This is a genomic window from Hymenobacter caeli (assembly GCF_013294115.1).
Lineage (GTDB): Bacteria > Bacteroidota > Bacteroidia > Cytophagales > Hymenobacteraceae > Hymenobacter > Hymenobacter caeli.
Genome location: NZ_JABSNP010000008.1, coordinates 99,222 through 112,872, shown reverse-complemented (window position 1 = coordinate 112,872; position 13,651 = coordinate 99,222). Strand labels below are relative to the sequence as shown.

The 13,651-nt window shown below is 67.5% G+C and carries 11 protein-coding genes; 6 read left to right on the top strand and 5 right to left on the bottom strand.

Going from position 1 to position 13,651, the window contains the following annotated elements; genetic code table 11:
- Nucleotides 1-46: 46 nt before the first annotated feature.
- Nucleotides 47-1,330, bottom strand: coding sequence for a kynureninase (gene kynU / locus HNP98_RS10250; RefSeq protein ID WP_173809983.1), 1,284 nt, complete (start codon nucleotides 1,328-1,330; stop codon nucleotides 47-49).
- A 729-nt stretch (nucleotides 1,331-2,059) separates the two neighbouring features.
- Here kynU and HNP98_RS10245 point away from each other — a divergent pair.
- The 5 genes from HNP98_RS10245 (at nucleotide 2,060) to HNP98_RS10225 (ending at nucleotide 6,672) form a co-directional block, all read left to right on the top strand.
- Nucleotides 2,060-3,400 (top strand): OmpA family protein, encoded by a 1,341-nt coding sequence (locus HNP98_RS10245; protein ID WP_173809982.1) that lies wholly within the window; start codon nucleotides 2,060-2,062, stop codon nucleotides 3,398-3,400.
- Between the two features lie 152 nt (nucleotides 3,401-3,552).
- Complete coding sequence (locus HNP98_RS10240; protein ID WP_173809981.1) at nucleotides 3,553-4,572, top strand: beta-carotene 15,15'-dioxygenase, Brp/Blh family; 1,020 nt, start codon at nucleotides 3,553-3,555, stop codon at nucleotides 4,570-4,572.
- 221 nt (nucleotides 4,573-4,793) lie between these two features.
- Nucleotides 4,794-5,567 (top strand): bacteriorhodopsin, encoded by a 774-nt coding sequence (locus HNP98_RS10235; RefSeq protein ID WP_173809980.1) that lies wholly within the window; start codon nucleotides 4,794-4,796, stop codon nucleotides 5,565-5,567.
- 101 nt (nucleotides 5,568-5,668) lie between these two features.
- The gene (locus tag HNP98_RS10230; RefSeq protein WP_173809979.1) at nucleotides 5,669-6,268 is read left to right on the top strand and encodes a hypothetical protein; all 600 of its coding nucleotides are present in this window, start codon (nucleotides 5,669-5,671) and stop codon (nucleotides 6,266-6,268) included.
- A 23-nt stretch (nucleotides 6,269-6,291) separates the two neighbouring features.
- On the top strand, nucleotides 6,292-6,672 hold the full coding sequence (locus HNP98_RS10225; protein ID WP_173809978.1) for a hypothetical protein: 381 nt from the start codon (nucleotides 6,292-6,294) through the stop codon (nucleotides 6,670-6,672).
- Nucleotides 6,673-6,707: 35 nt separating this feature from the next.
- Here the strand turns inward: HNP98_RS10225 and HNP98_RS10220 are convergent, their stop codons facing one another.
- The gene (locus HNP98_RS10220; protein ID WP_173809977.1) at nucleotides 6,708-7,235 is read right to left on the bottom strand and encodes a 3-hydroxyanthranilate 3,4-dioxygenase; all 528 of its coding nucleotides are present in this window, start codon (nucleotides 7,233-7,235) and stop codon (nucleotides 6,708-6,710) included.
- Between the two features lie 95 nt (nucleotides 7,236-7,330).
- Here HNP98_RS10220 and HNP98_RS10215 point away from each other — a divergent pair, with 95 nt between their 5' ends.
- The gene (locus tag HNP98_RS10215; RefSeq protein WP_173809976.1) at nucleotides 7,331-9,115 is read left to right on the top strand and encodes a hypothetical protein; all 1,785 of its coding nucleotides are present in this window, start codon (nucleotides 7,331-7,333) and stop codon (nucleotides 9,113-9,115) included.
- A 123-nt stretch (nucleotides 9,116-9,238) separates the two neighbouring features.
- On the opposite strand, the gene HNP98_RS10210 is transcribed toward HNP98_RS10215, so the two are convergent.
- From HNP98_RS10210 to HNP98_RS10200, 3 genes are all read right to left on the bottom strand, one after another.
- Nucleotides 9,239-11,176, bottom strand: coding sequence for a hypothetical protein (locus tag HNP98_RS10210; protein ID WP_173809975.1), 1,938 nt, complete (start codon nucleotides 11,174-11,176; stop codon nucleotides 9,239-9,241).
- Between the two features lie 133 nt (nucleotides 11,177-11,309).
- Entirely contained in the window at nucleotides 11,310-11,852 is a 543-nt protein-coding gene (locus HNP98_RS10205) for a hypothetical protein (RefSeq protein ID WP_173809974.1), read from the bottom strand.
- An 84-nt stretch (nucleotides 11,853-11,936) separates the two neighbouring features.
- Nucleotides 11,937-13,565, bottom strand: coding sequence for a glycosyltransferase family 39 protein (locus HNP98_RS10200; protein WP_173809973.1), 1,629 nt, complete (start codon nucleotides 13,563-13,565; stop codon nucleotides 11,937-11,939).
- Nucleotides 13,566-13,651: the final 86 nt, after the last annotated feature.

Below are 13,651 nucleotides of genomic sequence, written 5' to 3'. Positions count from 1 at the left end.
AGTACGGGGAACGCGGCTAAAAAGTGCCGGCTGGGCCCCGGGGCCTTCAAGTGGCGGCGAAAAACTCGTGCAGCGCCGCTCCGGCGCGGCGCACGTCCTCGAATGAATTATAAAGCGGCACGGGCGCGAGGCGAATCACGTTGGGCTCGCGCCAGTCGGCCACCACGCCGCGGGCCGCCAGGTGCTCGAACAACGCGCGCCCGCGCCGGTGCACCAGCAGCGAAAGCTGACAGCCGCGCTGGGCCGGGTCGGCGGGGGTGATGATTTCGAGCTGGTCGGGCGGCAGGGCCAGGCCCCGGATGAGGCTTTCGAGGTAGGCGGTGAGGGGTTCGCTCTTGCGGCGCAGGGCGGCCATGCCCCCCGCGCGGGCCACCAGGTCGAGGCTGGCCCGCAGCGGGGCCAGCAGCAGCACCGGCGAATTCGACAGCAGCCAGCCCTCGGCCCCGGGCGCGGGACGGAAGCCTTTTTTCATTTGAAACCGCTCGCTGGACTCCTGCCCCCACCAGCCGGCCAGGCGCGGCAGGTCGGGGCGCTGGGCAAACCGCTCGTGCACGTAGGCCCCCGCGATGCCGCCGGGCCCCGAGTTGAGGTACTTGTAGGTGCACCAGCAGGCGAAGTCCACGTCCCAGTCGTGCAGGTGCAGGGGCACGTTGCCGGCGGCGTGGGCCAGGTCGAAGCCCACGGTGGCCCCCGCCGCGTGCCCGGCCGCCGTGATGGCGGCCATGTCGAACACCTGCCCGGTGTAGTAGTTGAGCCCGCCGAGCAGCACGGTGGCCAGCGAGTCGCCCAGTTCCGCAATTTTAGCTGTGATGTCCGCCGTGCGCAGGGTGTGCTCGCCGGGGCGGGGCGCCAGCTCCACGATGGCATCGGCGGGGTCGAGGCCGTGCAGGCGGGCCTGGGTTTCGAGGGCGTACTGGTCCGACGGGAACGCGCCGCCTTCCATCAGCACCTTGTAACGGGTGGCGGTGGGCCGGTAGAAGGAAACCAGCAGCAAGTGCAGGTTCACGCTCAGGCCGTTCATCACCACCACTTCGTGCGGCCGGGCCCCCACCACGGCCGCACTGGCTTCGGCCAGGGGGCCGTGGGCGTGCATCCAGGGCGCGGTGCCGTGGAAGTGGCCCTCCACGGCCATTTCGGCCCAGTTGGTCAGCTCGGCGTCGAGGGCGGCGCGAGTGGCCTTGGGCTGGAGGCCCAGCGAGTTGCCGCAGAAGTAGGCCACCGGCCGGCCATCGGAACCATTGGGAAACAGAAATTCCTGACGAAAAGCCGCCAGCGGGTCGGCGTCGTCGAGGGCGGCGGCGTGGGTGGGGTCGAGCAGGGCAGAAAGCATTCCCCAAAGGTACGGCCGGTGCCGCGGCCCGCGGCGGTGGCTGGCCCCTTAACCAATCCAAGCGCGGCAGCGCAAAAAGGCCTGAGAGAGCCAAGTAAGCCGCGGCCAAAATATGGCCGCGGCTTACTTATGGAAATCCGCGCTTTCCGCTCGCTACATCCTGTGCCAATGGCGTGGCCAACACCGCGGGGCAGGTAAACCCATGAGCATCGGCAGCTGCCTAAGCCGTTTGCATACGGATAGTACAATAAAAATATTTTTCAGCAAACGCATTGATATTGTATTAATCTAATAAAAATAATGATATCTTTTAATTTTTTAAAAACGAATAGCTACGCAGCAAATAGGGCAGCGGTTTGCGGGGTAATAAAAATATTGGCAAATATTTTTTTTTAACTTCTAGATGACTATTTTTGACAGCTTTAATGAGGGTTTGAACGGGTGGCATGACGTTTCGCAGAATGCGCTACTGTTTATTGTTCGTCCACGGTTCAGTCTTATAATTCCCTTTAATAATTTGTGTTTTTATAATCTATCGGTTTGCCATGGGGTCTGTTTGTCCTCAGTGATTGGCTCTGATTAGTACAATTCATCGAGTATTCTCACCGAAACAGCTCTTCAGCTGGTCAAGTTGTGGCCTGTGGCATCGGAGCGCTGCCAGACGCCGCGCAGCCGGTAACGAAGATCCTTTAATAAATCCGCTTTTACTTCCCATTCCCGGTACCCACTATGGCCTCCACTTCTACGTTAGCTTTTCATGTGGCGGGGTTGCAGGCGCAACTGGCCGCTTCGGTTGGCCTGCCCGAAGCAACAGCGGCGGCGTTGTCGCAGCAAGCCCTGCCGCTGTTGGTGCACAGCCTGGGCACCGCTGAAGGCTTGGGTAGCCCGGAAAACTTGCGGGCCATGTGCCAGCAGCTTTACCAAACGCAGGCGCACACCGACTTGGCCGAGCTGACCCGCCCCGACGGCGGCTGGCCCGAACACCGCCGCCACCTGGCGCAAACGCTGCTCGGGGCCGGTCGTTTCCATGCCCTGGCCGGGTCGCACGCCCCCGCCACCCCCGGCCAGGCCAGCGACTGGATGGGCTGCCTCGCCCTGGTGGCCCTGGCCACCGCCGGGCAGCAGGCCGCCGAACACCACCTGGACGCCAACGGGCTGCAAAACTGGTTGCGGGCCCAGGCGGCCCCGGGCCCAGTGGCCGCGCCGGTGGTAGCGGCCGCGCCAGCGGCGGTGGCCGGACCGGCGGCCGCCCGGTCCGAGACCGGCACGGCTCCGTGGTGGCCGCTGGCGGTGCTGGCCGTGGTGGGCATCGGGGCCAGCAGCTACTTCTGGCAGAAGCAAACGATGGAAGCCGCCCGGCCCCTGATAGCGGCCGTGCAGAAAGCCGTGGCCTCGGTCGCCGCGCCCGCCGCGGAGGCCCCCGCCCCGGAAAAACCCGCGCCGGCCGCCAAACCGGCGGCCGAAGTCCGCACGGCGAAGCCGGCCGCTTTGCGCGGTTCGGACAACAAACTCGCCGCCGTGCTGGCGCTGCGCCGGAAGGAGGGGGCGCTGGTGGCCATCCCGCACCGCAGCGCCGTGCTGCCCGTGGCAAGCGGCGGGCAGCCGGCCCCGAGCTTAAGCGTGACGATGCCCCGGGGCGAGGGCGCGCGCGACGTCCAACCGGCCGCCCCGGCCCAATCAAACGCCAATTCCGCCGAAGCCGTGCTTTCGCAGCGCCTCGCCAACCCGGAAGGAGCCAGCCGCAAACCCATCGACCTCGACCGCCTCAGCTTCGCCCCCGGGCAGGCCACCATGGGCCCCGAGGGGGCCCAGCAGCTGGGCAACATCGCCAGCTTGCTGAAAACGCACCCCCGCTACCGGCTCATCGTGTTCGGCAACGCCGAAACGTCCGAGCCCCATTCCATCGCGCTGGCCCTCGACCGGGCCAACCTCGTGATTGCCGAGTTGGTGAAGCAGGGCGTGCCCAGCACTGCCCTCCAGGCGCAAGGCCACCTGCGCCCGGCCGCCGACAAGGCGGACGACCCGGCCGCCACGCGCCGCCCGGCCCTGTACATCAGCTCGATGGAATAGGGCCCCGCAGCTGGGTGCGTTGCGCAATAATTATCGGAGATGTGTTGCCTATCATGACGCAGGGCTTCTAGTTTTATACTGATTATCAGTACTTTATTATTTAATTATTGTACGTGCCTGCCGGGTTGTTAGCCGTCGGCTTCATTGCTGCTATGCGTCCTGTTTATCTACTGGTTTTGGTGTGCACCGCAGTGGGCGGGTTGTTTCCAGCTTCGGCGGCGCTGCTGCTGGGGCCGCCGCTGGCCGTGGGGCTGGTGGGGCTGGGCATCGCCCACGGGGCCTGCGACCACCTGCTGCTGCCCGCGGCCCCGCCCGCCCGGGCGGCGGCCTGGGGCCCGTGGTGGCAGCGCGGGCTGCTGCTGGGCTACGTGGCCCTGGCCGGCGCGGTGCTGGCGGCCTGGTACTGGCTGCCCACGGCCGCCCTCCTGGGCTTTTTTGCCCTTTCGGCCTGGCACTGGGGCTCGGCCGATGCCGCAACGCTGCGGCCCGCGCCGGCGCGCGCCGGGCGCTGGTGGCTGCTGCACGGCGCGGCGCGCGGCCTGGTGCTGTTTGCCGTGCCGGCCTTGGCCTGGCCCGTCGAAACCCGCGCCCTCTGCAACGATTTGCTGGCCCTGACCCGCGGGCAGGCCGTGCCGGCCCCCCTGTTCGGGCAAGTGGCGGCGGGGCTGGGCGGGCTGGCGGGGCTGGCGCTGGCCGCGCTCTGGGCCGGCTACGGGGCCCTGGGCCAGTGGCGGGCCCTGCGCACCGACGTGGGCGAAACGGCGCTGCTGGCGCTGCTGCTGCTGGTGCTGCGCCCGGCCTTGGCCAGCGGCGTGTACTTCGTGGGCTGGCACAGCCTGCGCCACGTGCTGCGCCTGGTGCCGCTGCTGCCGGGTCCCCCGCCGGGCGGCCGCCTGCTGGCCCGCCTGCGCGGCTTCTGGAAGCTGGCGCTGCCCCTGTTGTCGGTAAGCGTGGCCGGCCTGCTGGGCGTGGCCTGGTGGCTGGGCCCCGCCCTGCTGGCGCACTCGGGCACGCTGGTGGCCCTGCTGCTGCTGGCGGCCTCCGTGGTGACGCTGCCCCACACGGTGCTCGTGACGGGCGTGCTCGACCGCTGCCGCTGGGCCCCCCGGCCAGCCCCTGAAGCGCGGGTATTAACGGCCTTGCCTGGATTTAAAATGTTGTCTAACAGGTAGCTGATAGACTTGCTCCTAAATAAAAAGCTGTGCAAAAAAGACCGTCATGCAGAGCGCAGCGAAGCCTCTTTTTAGCGCCAGTAAGCAGGGTTAGTGACGCCAAAAAGAGGCTTCGCTGCGCTCTACATGACGGTCTAGGTCTTTTCTAATTCAGGAACAAGTCTAATTCATATTTCTCCTTTTTCATTAACCGCCAGCTCACCCCCTAATTGCCCTATTTTATGTTTGCTACCCTACTGCTGCAAGTGGCCGCCAAGGCCGATTTCACCATCCCTAAAAACGACGTGGTCGGCTTCACGTTCTTCGTGAGTACGTTCGCCCTGCTGGCGGCGGGGGCCTTCTTTTTGCTGGAGCGCAACAGCTTGCCGCCGCAATGGCGCACCTCGCTCACGGTGGCCGGCATCATTTGCATCATCGCCGGCGTGAACTACTACTTCATGCGCGGCCTGTACATCCAGACGCACGAGTCGCCCACCCAATTCCGCTACATCGACTGGGTGCTGACCGTGCCCATGCTCTGCGCCCAGTTTTATTTGCTGCTGAGCCCGGCCGGGGCCAAAACCGGCTCGCTGTGGGTGCTGGCCACCGGGGCCGTGTGGATGATTGCCTTCGGTTACCTGGGCGAAATTTCGGGCCCCGCGCACAGCATCATCTGGGGCAGCATTTCCACGCTGGGCTACCTGGCCGTGGTGTACGAGGTGTGGTTCGGCCGCCTGGGCAAGCTCGTGGACCAATCGGAGAGCATCGACGTGGTGAACGCCTTTAACTACCTGGGCTACTTCATCATCATCGGCTGGGCCATTTACCCGCTGGGCTACATGATGGCCCCGGGCAACCTGCTCAGCGGCCTGCACATCGACATGAACCTGGTGTACAACGTCGGCGACGTTATCAACAAGATTGGCTTCGGCTTCATCGTGTACACCATGGCCCGCTCGGCCGGGGCCCGCAGCAAGGCCACCGCGGCCGAGCCGGCCCGGGTGGCGGCCTACTAAGGCCCCGGCCTTTTTCAACCGTTGCACCGCCCCGGCGGGCGGCGGGTGCCGCACCAGCTGGGGCGGTCTTTTGCCTTTCAACGCTAGCCTCATCCTTTACTATGTTCAATCCTTTCCGGCCCAAGACCGTGCGGCCGGCCTCGAGCCCGGCCCCGGCCCCGGAGGGATGGGCCCCGGGGGAGCCGCCGCCGGCCGCCGTGCCTCATCTGCCGCCCCCGGCCGCTTTGCCCCCGCCCCCGGCCGCGCCGCCCCTGCCGCCGCCGGTGCCCCCCGCGCTGCCCGTGGCGGCCCCGGCCCCGCCGGCGGCCTCCCCGGGCGGTGCCTTGTTGTTGGTCGCGTCGGCCACCACGGCCCTCGAGCAGCTCGTGGCCGAACTGCCGGGCCTGTTTTTCGCGGGCCTAACGCAGGTGGAGACCGGCACTGCCATCCAAGGGCGCACCCCCGGCGACGTGCTGCCCGCCGCCCCCGTGGCCCGCTACCACGCCGACGTGGTCCGGCTGGAGCGCCAGGCCCTGAAAGCCGCCCAGGGGGCCCCGCCCGAGGTGTTGCGCGAAGTGCTGATTACGATGTCGGACCAACTGCACCTGCTGCGCCTCGTGCGCAACGGCGAGCTGCTGCTTTCCATCGTGTTGAACCCGAGCCTGGCCAGCTTGTCCCTGGCCCGCATCGCGCTGCAAGCCGCCGCCAATACCATCGATTAACTATCTGCTCAACAGCTATTATTATGGCCTATTCCGATTCGACGCCGCCCGGCCGGGTTGTGCAGGGCATCCTCGCCGACCTGCCCGGCCTCATCGCCGTGGCGGTGGTGGACGCCGGCACGGGCTTGAACCTGGCCAGCCATTCCAATTCCGAGCAGTTCAACCCCGACCTGGCGGCGGCCTACAACACCCAGGTGGTGAAGCAGAACCTAGAAGCCATGCGCACCCTGCGCCTCAGCAGCGGCACGCTGGACGACATCCTCATCACGGTTTCGGACCAGTACCACCTCATCAAGCTGCTCAACGGCGGCGAGATGTTCGTTTACCTGGCCGTCAACTCCCTGGATACCAACCTGGCCATTGCCCGCGAAGTGGTGCGGCAGCACGCGGCCAGCCTCAATTAAGGGTCCGGCCCAAAATAAGTGACGCGAAGGCCGCCCTACTGCACCGGGGCGGGCGCGGCCAGGTAGGTGCCGCACACCGAGCAGGTGCGCAGGGCGTCGTTGGCCCAGAAGCGGTTCATGAGGGGCGGCAGCTGGGCCACGATGTCGGTGATTTCGGCGTACTCCTCATAGAGCAGGTGGCCGCAGTTCTCGCAGTACCACTGGAAGCCGTCGAGCTCGCCGGCCTGGCGGTAGCGCTCCAGCACCAGGCCCACGGTGCCGGCCGGGCGGCGCGGCGAGTGCGGCACGCCGGGCGGCAGCAGGAACATTTCGCCGGGCCCGATTTCGATGTCCACGGGGCGGCCGTCTTCGATGATTTTCACGGTCATGGTGCCCTCCTGCTGGAAGAACAGCTCCTCGCCGGCGTCCACGTGGTAGTCTTTGCGGACGTTGGGGCCGCCCACCACCATCACGATGAAGTCCTGGTTGTCCTTAAAGATCTGCTGGTTGCCCACGGGCGGCTTGAGCAGGTGGCGGTGGTCGGCAATCCACTGCTGAAAGTTGAACGGGCGAGCGACGGGCATGGGGCGGGGGCGAAGGGGTGGCAGGGCAAAGCTACCTACCGCCGCCGGCCTACTTTTGTTGGGGCCCCGCGGGCCCCGGCCTTTCCCCGCCCCCCATGCCCACCGCTTCTCCTGCGCCCGCCAATGCCCTGGGCGGCCGCGGCCTGCTGCTGGCCGGGCTGGCCTACGCGGCGCTGTTTGCCTGGTACTCGTGGCCGCTGGGCCGGGCCTGGGGCAGCGCCTTCGTGGGCACCCCGCACGGCGACGCCAACCAGTACCTGTGGAACGCCTGGAACTTCCAACGGCAGGCGGCGGCCGGGCACAACCCGTTTTTCACGCCCCTGCTGCTCTACCCCGCCGGCACCGGCCTCTGGCTGCACACCTACACGCCGGTGCTGGGCGTGCTCAACGTGCTGCTGCGCCAGGAGTACCGGGCCGTGAACGGCGGGCTGCTGCTGAGCTTCGTGCTGAGCGGGGCGGGGGCGGCGCGGCTGGCGGGGCGCTGGGTGCGGCAGCCGCTGCTGTGCGGGCTCGTGGGCTTCGCGTTTGCGTTTTCGCCCTACAAGCTGGCGCACTGGCCCGAGCACTACCACCTGCTGCTCACGGCCACCGTGCCGTTCTACCTCCTGGCGTACCTCGATGGGCTGGCGTTTGCGCCGGGGCGGTGGCGGCCGCGGGTGCGCAGCGGGCGGCAAGTGGCGTGGGCCCTGTTTTTGCTGCTAATTACTTTGTTCAGTGATTATTACGCGCTGGCGGGGCTGGTGTATTTCTCGGTGGGCTACGCGGCCTGGTGGGCGCTGCGGCTGGGCGAAGTGCGCTGGCGGCGCTGGCAGCCGTGGGCGGTGGTGGTGGCCATTTTGGTGGTCGGGCACTTCGTTTCGCGGGGCCTGGCCCTGGCCGGGCTCGACGACAACGCCGGCCTGTGGTGGGGCGGCGACCTGGCCGGCTACCTCGTGCCGCCGCTGGGCAACCGCTGGCTGGCCACGCCCGCCAGCGCGGCGCTCTGGCGCAGCCCCCGCTTCCACAGCCCCGGCTCGGTCGAGAACGTGACCTTTCTGGGCTACCTGCTGCCGCTGCTGGCCCTGGCGCTGGCCCTGGCGGCGGGCCGGGCGCGGCGGGCCGGGGCCCCCGTGCCCGCCGCGCCCGCCGAAACCCGCCCCTTCTGGGCCCTGGCGCTGCTGTTTGCGCTGCTCACCATGCCCGAGCTGCGCTGGCTGGGCCACGACTGGCTGCGCCTGCCCACCAGCCTGGTGCACTTCGTGCCCTTCCTCAACAACATCCGCTGCCCCACGCGGCACGTGCTGCTGCTCTCGCTGCTGCTGCCGCTGGCCACGGCCATCGGCCTCGACGGCTGGCTGCGCGGCGCGGCGGCCGGCCGGGGCTGGGCCGTGGCGGCCGCGCTGGCCGCCGGGGTCTTCTTCGAATTCCAGCCCACGGCCTACCCGCTCATCCGCCAATCCGACGTGCCGGCGGCCTACGCCGTGGCCGCGGCCCAGCCGGGGCCGGTGGTGTTCCCCATTCCCGTGGGCCTGCTCGACGGCTACCACCAGGTGGGCCGCTTCGACCCGGCCGAGCTGCTCTACCAAACCCGGCACGGCAAGGCGCTGCCGGGGGGCTATATCTCGCGGGTGCCGGCCGCCACCTTCGCCGCCTTTGCCCACGCGCCCGTGCTGGCCCGGCTGCTGCTGGCCCAGCGCCGCCCCGATTCGCTGGCCTTGTTGCCGCCGCCCACCCCGGCCCAGGTGCGGGCCTTCTGGCGGCAGTACCCGGCGGCGGTGTTCGTGGTGCCCCCCGCGTATCGCGGGCGGCCGGTGCACGAGGTGGTGCGCAGCCTGCTGCCCCCGGGTGCCTACCGCGAAGACGTAGTGCGGGGCTACGCCGTGCTGCGGCCCAAGCAGTAGGGCCGTGGAGGCCTTGCGGCAACCCGTTCCGTCTTTATTCCCGCTTTTCTACCCCGTACCATGCCCCGGTGGACGGCAGCATGCACGGCACGGGCCGGGCCGCAGCCCGGGCCGCCGGGGCGGTTAACGTGCGTCGCGCAAAAGCGTAACGCTCAGGTTATCAATGTAAAGCGGCTGGCTGGACGCGCCGTTCATAACGTAGGCCTTCACCTCGTCTTCGGGCCGGGCCTCGTGGGGAACGTGGCTGGCAAAGCCCACCTCGTCCCACACGCCGGCGCTGCCGCCCCAGATGGTAGAAACGTCGCCCACTTTGTTGGTGATGCGCACGCTTTGCCAGCGGTAGGGGGCTTCGTTGGGGTGGTGGTATTCGATAACAATCAGCGGCATGGCGTTGATGTTGTATTCTTTGCGCGGAAAAAATGCCTGCACGCGCACCTGCGTCCAGTCGCCGGGGCGCAGGTTGGCCGGGCCCAGCTGCCCTTGGTAGCCGGGGCTGTAGGGGTGCGCCTTGTCAACCAGGCACGCGGGCGGCAGCTGGGCGTAGTCGGCGGTGAGGGGGGCCCCGGCGTTGGCGGCCGGCTCAAAGGTGTTGAAGTACACCTGCTCGGGCTGGTAGCGGCGCGGGTCGGGGCTGGCCTCGTTCGCGTCGAACTTGGCCAGGTCGTCCTTGGTGAGCCGCGTTTTGCCGAAAATCGCGCCGTAGTAGCGCCACGTCATGTACTCCGTCACGAAAATGCCCTGCCGCATCTGCCAGGCCTGGAAAACGTTGAGCACCAGGCACGCGGCCACGGCCAGCCCCGTGGCCGCCCGCACCCGCGGGCCGCGCCGCCACAGGGCGTGCAGCGCCACGCCCAGGGGCAGCAGCAGCAGCGGGTAAGCCTGCACCAGGGCCCGCGAGCCGAAGCTGTCTTCGTACCACCAGCACCACCAGCTGTACGCCACCAGCAGGTGCAGGGGCAAGTAGGTGGCCAGCAGCCAGAACCAGCCGCGCTGCCGCCGCCACAGCAGCCCGATGCCCGCCACGGCCAGCGCCATCACGGGCGTGTACGTCAGCCAGCCGTTGTTGAAGCTGAACAGGCCGCCGAGCAGGTGCGGGTGCCGAAAGTCGAACTTCTCGCCGGGGTACGAGTCGTACAGCCAGTGCCCCGACATCCGGTGCCAGTACAGCAGCTGCGGGGCGTTGACGGCCACCGCCACAGCCCCGGCCAGCGCCACTTGGGCCCCGTGCCGCCCCGCCAGCCGCAGGCGGGCCCGCAAGTCGGCCGCGGTGGCCACGCCCAGCAGCAAGGGCGCCAGCAGAATGATAGCCTCGGATGGCCGGATGAGCACCGCCAGTCCCACCGTCAGCCCCAGGCCCAGGGCCAGGTACCAGCGCGGCCGCCCCAGCCACCGCGTGAGCAGCAGCAGCGTGGCCGTGTGCAGCACAAACAACGCGTTGTGGGCATAGAGCCCCCTAAAAACGCTATACACCAAGTAGTTGGTGGCAAAGTACACCACCACGAGCAGCACCGCGCTCAGGCGGTCGCTGAAGTAGTGCAGGAGCAGCCGCCGCAGCAGCCCCAGGCCCAGCAGGGCGTAGGCCAGCCCCGCCAGGTAGAGCGCCAGCTGGTAGGGCGGCGAGTAGCCATCGGCCGGATAGGTGCTGAAGTGCCGGGTGTAGAAGTGCGCCGCCTGGAAAAATGGCCACCACAGCACCGCCTGCCCCATGGTGTACTTGATGACGTAGCGGTCGGGCCCGGTGCGGGCCCGCGACGCCTCATAGATGCCGAGGGGGTGGGCCGGGTTGCCGCGGTTCGTCAGACCGGTGCGGTCGAGCAGGGGCGGCACGAACTTCAGCTCCCCCAGGTCGTGGTACACGGTGGTAGCCGGCAGGTAGAGGTAGTACCCGAACACGTCCCACCGGGTGATTTGCAGATTGGGCCAGGTGGCGGTGGCGGCGGCCATGCCCAGTAGCACGGCCGCCACCAGGGCCAGCGCTGCCCCCGACCACGGGGCCCGGCGGGGCCGGGCCCCGTGGTCGGGCAGCAGGGGGTAGAACGGAGCAACTGCGGGGGCTGGCATAGCTAAGGCATGGGGTGGCCCGGCCAGGCGCGTGTGGTTCTGCCCGGCCAATCAGGCGGTGAGAAAGGCGCTCGGTACGGCTGCCCAACTCGAGGGGGCCGCTTTTGATAACAGGGCCAGCGCCCGGCCTGGCCTAATCGGCCTGCAAAATCTGGAGGTCGTCCAGGTACACGGGCTGCGTGCTGCCGCCCCGCCACAAATACACCAGCATCTTGCTGGTGTACGCCGCCGTTTCGGGAATCTCGACGGTGTGCTCCACCTCCGCCCATTGGTTGAGCGCCGACTTGGCCTTAACTTCCTTGAGCAGGTCGAAGCCGTCCCATAGGACGCTTTTAGCCACGCCCGGGGTTTGCACGTCCGTCACCAGCACCGCAGAGGCTTTCTCGTTGGGCAGAAACACCCAGCAGTGCAACTTGATTTTGCGCAGGCGGCTGGCGCTCATCTTGCCCAGCAGGTTGTTGTAGCCCAGGCTGTATTCCACGGCCGGGTCGATTTTGACCGAAAAAACCCCGGAGTGGGCCTTTTCCTTCGTGAGCGACGGGTTGGTGGCCCCGCTCATCCAGCCGTCCATCGACTCAAAATCGTTGGTGGCCAGCTGGCCGGCAGTAGTGCTGGCCGTTTGGCCGCCACACGCGCCCAAAGCCAGGGCCAGCCAGGGGTAAAACAATTTTTTCATGAGTGAAGCAAAGAGGCGTAAAACAGGAAATAATGGGGTAAAGCCGGACCAGTTGCCCGTGCAAAGTTGGCTTGTTTCGGCGGGTCACCACCGCACCCGGAAAATGGAAAGTACCCGCTGGCCCCCGGCCCGCAGGGCGGCAACCTCTTGCGGGTACTCGGTGTAAGGGTAGGGGTGCCAGCGGTAGGTGGTCAGGTAATAGTCAGCCTGCTGGCCGTCCGTCACCACTTCCAGGCGGTCCTGGTCGTAGTCGGACAGCATCCGGCGGTTGCTTTCCAGCACGGTGGGCATTTGCGCCGCTACTTTGACGTGGGCGCGGTCGTCGTGCCGGGCAATCCATTCCAGCCCCTGGCGGTAGCTGAGCACCCAGTAGTCTAACTCGTAGCGCTCTTCGAGGTGGCGGCCGGGCAGCAAGTTGAAATACGTGTTTTGCAGGGGGTGCATAGTCACCATCTGGACGGCCGTGGTCAGCAGCGACGCCCCCAGCACCCCATAGCACAGCGGCTGCCACGCGCGCTGCCAGCGGGGCGCGGCCGGCCGCCACCGAGCCACCGCCACCAGACCGCGCAGTGCCACGAGCAGCAGCGACGGGTACACGAAGTAGAGCTGCCGCCAGCCGTCGTAAATAACGGAGTGCAGCAGCACGACGGCCGCCACGGGTGCCACGGTGAGCCCCAGAAACAACAGATCCTGCCACTCGTCGCCAGCGTATAACTGCCACCGCCGGTACCCAAGTCGACGCAATATGGCGGCGGCCCCCACCGCCCAGCCCACCAAATACAGCACCGGCGTGGTGATGGCAATCCAGACAGGCGCGTAGTGCCAGGGCAGCGCAACGGCTGGTATCAAGCGGCCCGCGTACAAGACATCGGAGTTCCACCGGAACTTGGCCATGTTAGCAAAGGCCTGTGCGAAATTCACCCAAGGGGCGGCCCATAGGTAGGGCCACAGGGCCACCACTAACCCCGCCAGCAGCGGCAGGTAGGCCGCCGCCGGGGCGGCCACGCGCTGGCCCCGATAGGCCCCGCGGCCGGCTTGCAGTCCTAGTAGGGCCAGCGTGGCCAGGGGCAGCACCACCCCCATGATGCGCACGTCGATGGTGAGGGCGCAGGCCAAGGCATGCCACCCCATGCGCCGCCACGTGGGCCGCGCCACAAAGGCTACGGCCGTGTTGGTGGCCACGGCAAACAGGCCCATGAACACAGCGTCTTTGTCGTTGTAGAACGAATCGGCAAACAGGCGGGGGCTCAGCACCAGCAGCAGGGCGGCCAGCAAGCCCAGGCGCCAGTCGCTGAAACGCCGCCGGGCCAGGCGGTACACCGCGCCCACACCGGCCAGGCACACCAGAAAAGTGCAAAGGTGCCGGAGCTGAAAGATGTCGCGCCAGCTGGTGAGGCCCAACGCTTGTTCCAGCCACGTCACGGGCAGCTCGAACACGACGCCGTAGTCGCGGTCGTAATACTGCGGCAGCGGCAACCCGGCGTAGGCAGCAAACTCGCCGTGGGTTCGGATGAACTCTGGAAAATAGCGGTCCCCTAGGTACTTCAGCGACACCATGCCGTTCATGCGGCTCTGGCCTTCGTCAACCGAGACGCCGTAGTCGCGCACCAGCCACAGCCCGAGCAGCAGCAGCCCGGTAAAAAATGCTCCAACCACCAGCCGTTGCGTCTTAGTAGCGGGCGCGAAACTAGCGCGGATGCGGTCGGTCGTCACGGTAAAAAAAGCGTTAAAGGAGGGCCAATTGCGTTCGACCCGGCGGCCAGTTCGGCGCACAAGTACGGCAAAAACCGGGAGTCCCG

Bases quoted from the DNA above. Each gene is read 5' to 3' on its own strand.
- kynU (WP_173809983.1), bottom strand. From the start codon at position 1,330: ATGCTTTCTGCCCTGCTCGACCCCACCCACGCCGCCGCCCTCGACGAC.
- HNP98_RS10245 (WP_173809982.1), top strand. From the start codon at position 2,060: ATGGCCTCCACTTCTACGTTAGCTTTTCATGTGGCGGGGTTGCAGGCG.
- HNP98_RS10240 (WP_173809981.1), top strand. From the start codon at position 3,553: ATGCGTCCTGTTTATCTACTGGTTTTGGTGTGCACCGCAGTGGGCGGG.
- HNP98_RS10235 (WP_173809980.1), top strand. From the start codon at position 4,794: ATGTTTGCTACCCTACTGCTGCAAGTGGCCGCCAAGGCCGATTTCACC.
- HNP98_RS10230 (WP_173809979.1), top strand. From the start codon at position 5,669: ATGTTCAATCCTTTCCGGCCCAAGACCGTGCGGCCGGCCTCGAGCCCG.
- HNP98_RS10225 (WP_173809978.1), top strand. From the start codon at position 6,292: ATGGCCTATTCCGATTCGACGCCGCCCGGCCGGGTTGTGCAGGGCATC.
- HNP98_RS10220 (WP_173809977.1), bottom strand. From the start codon at position 7,235: ATGCCCGTCGCTCGCCCGTTCAACTTTCAGCAGTGGATTGCCGACCAC.
- HNP98_RS10215 (WP_173809976.1), top strand. From the start codon at position 7,331: ATGCCCACCGCTTCTCCTGCGCCCGCCAATGCCCTGGGCGGCCGCGGC.
- HNP98_RS10210 (WP_173809975.1), bottom strand. From the start codon at position 11,176: ATGCCAGCCCCCGCAGTTGCTCCGTTCTACCCCCTGCTGCCCGACCAC.
- HNP98_RS10205 (WP_173809974.1), bottom strand. From the start codon at position 11,852: ATGAAAAAATTGTTTTACCCCTGGCTGGCCCTGGCTTTGGGCGCGTGT.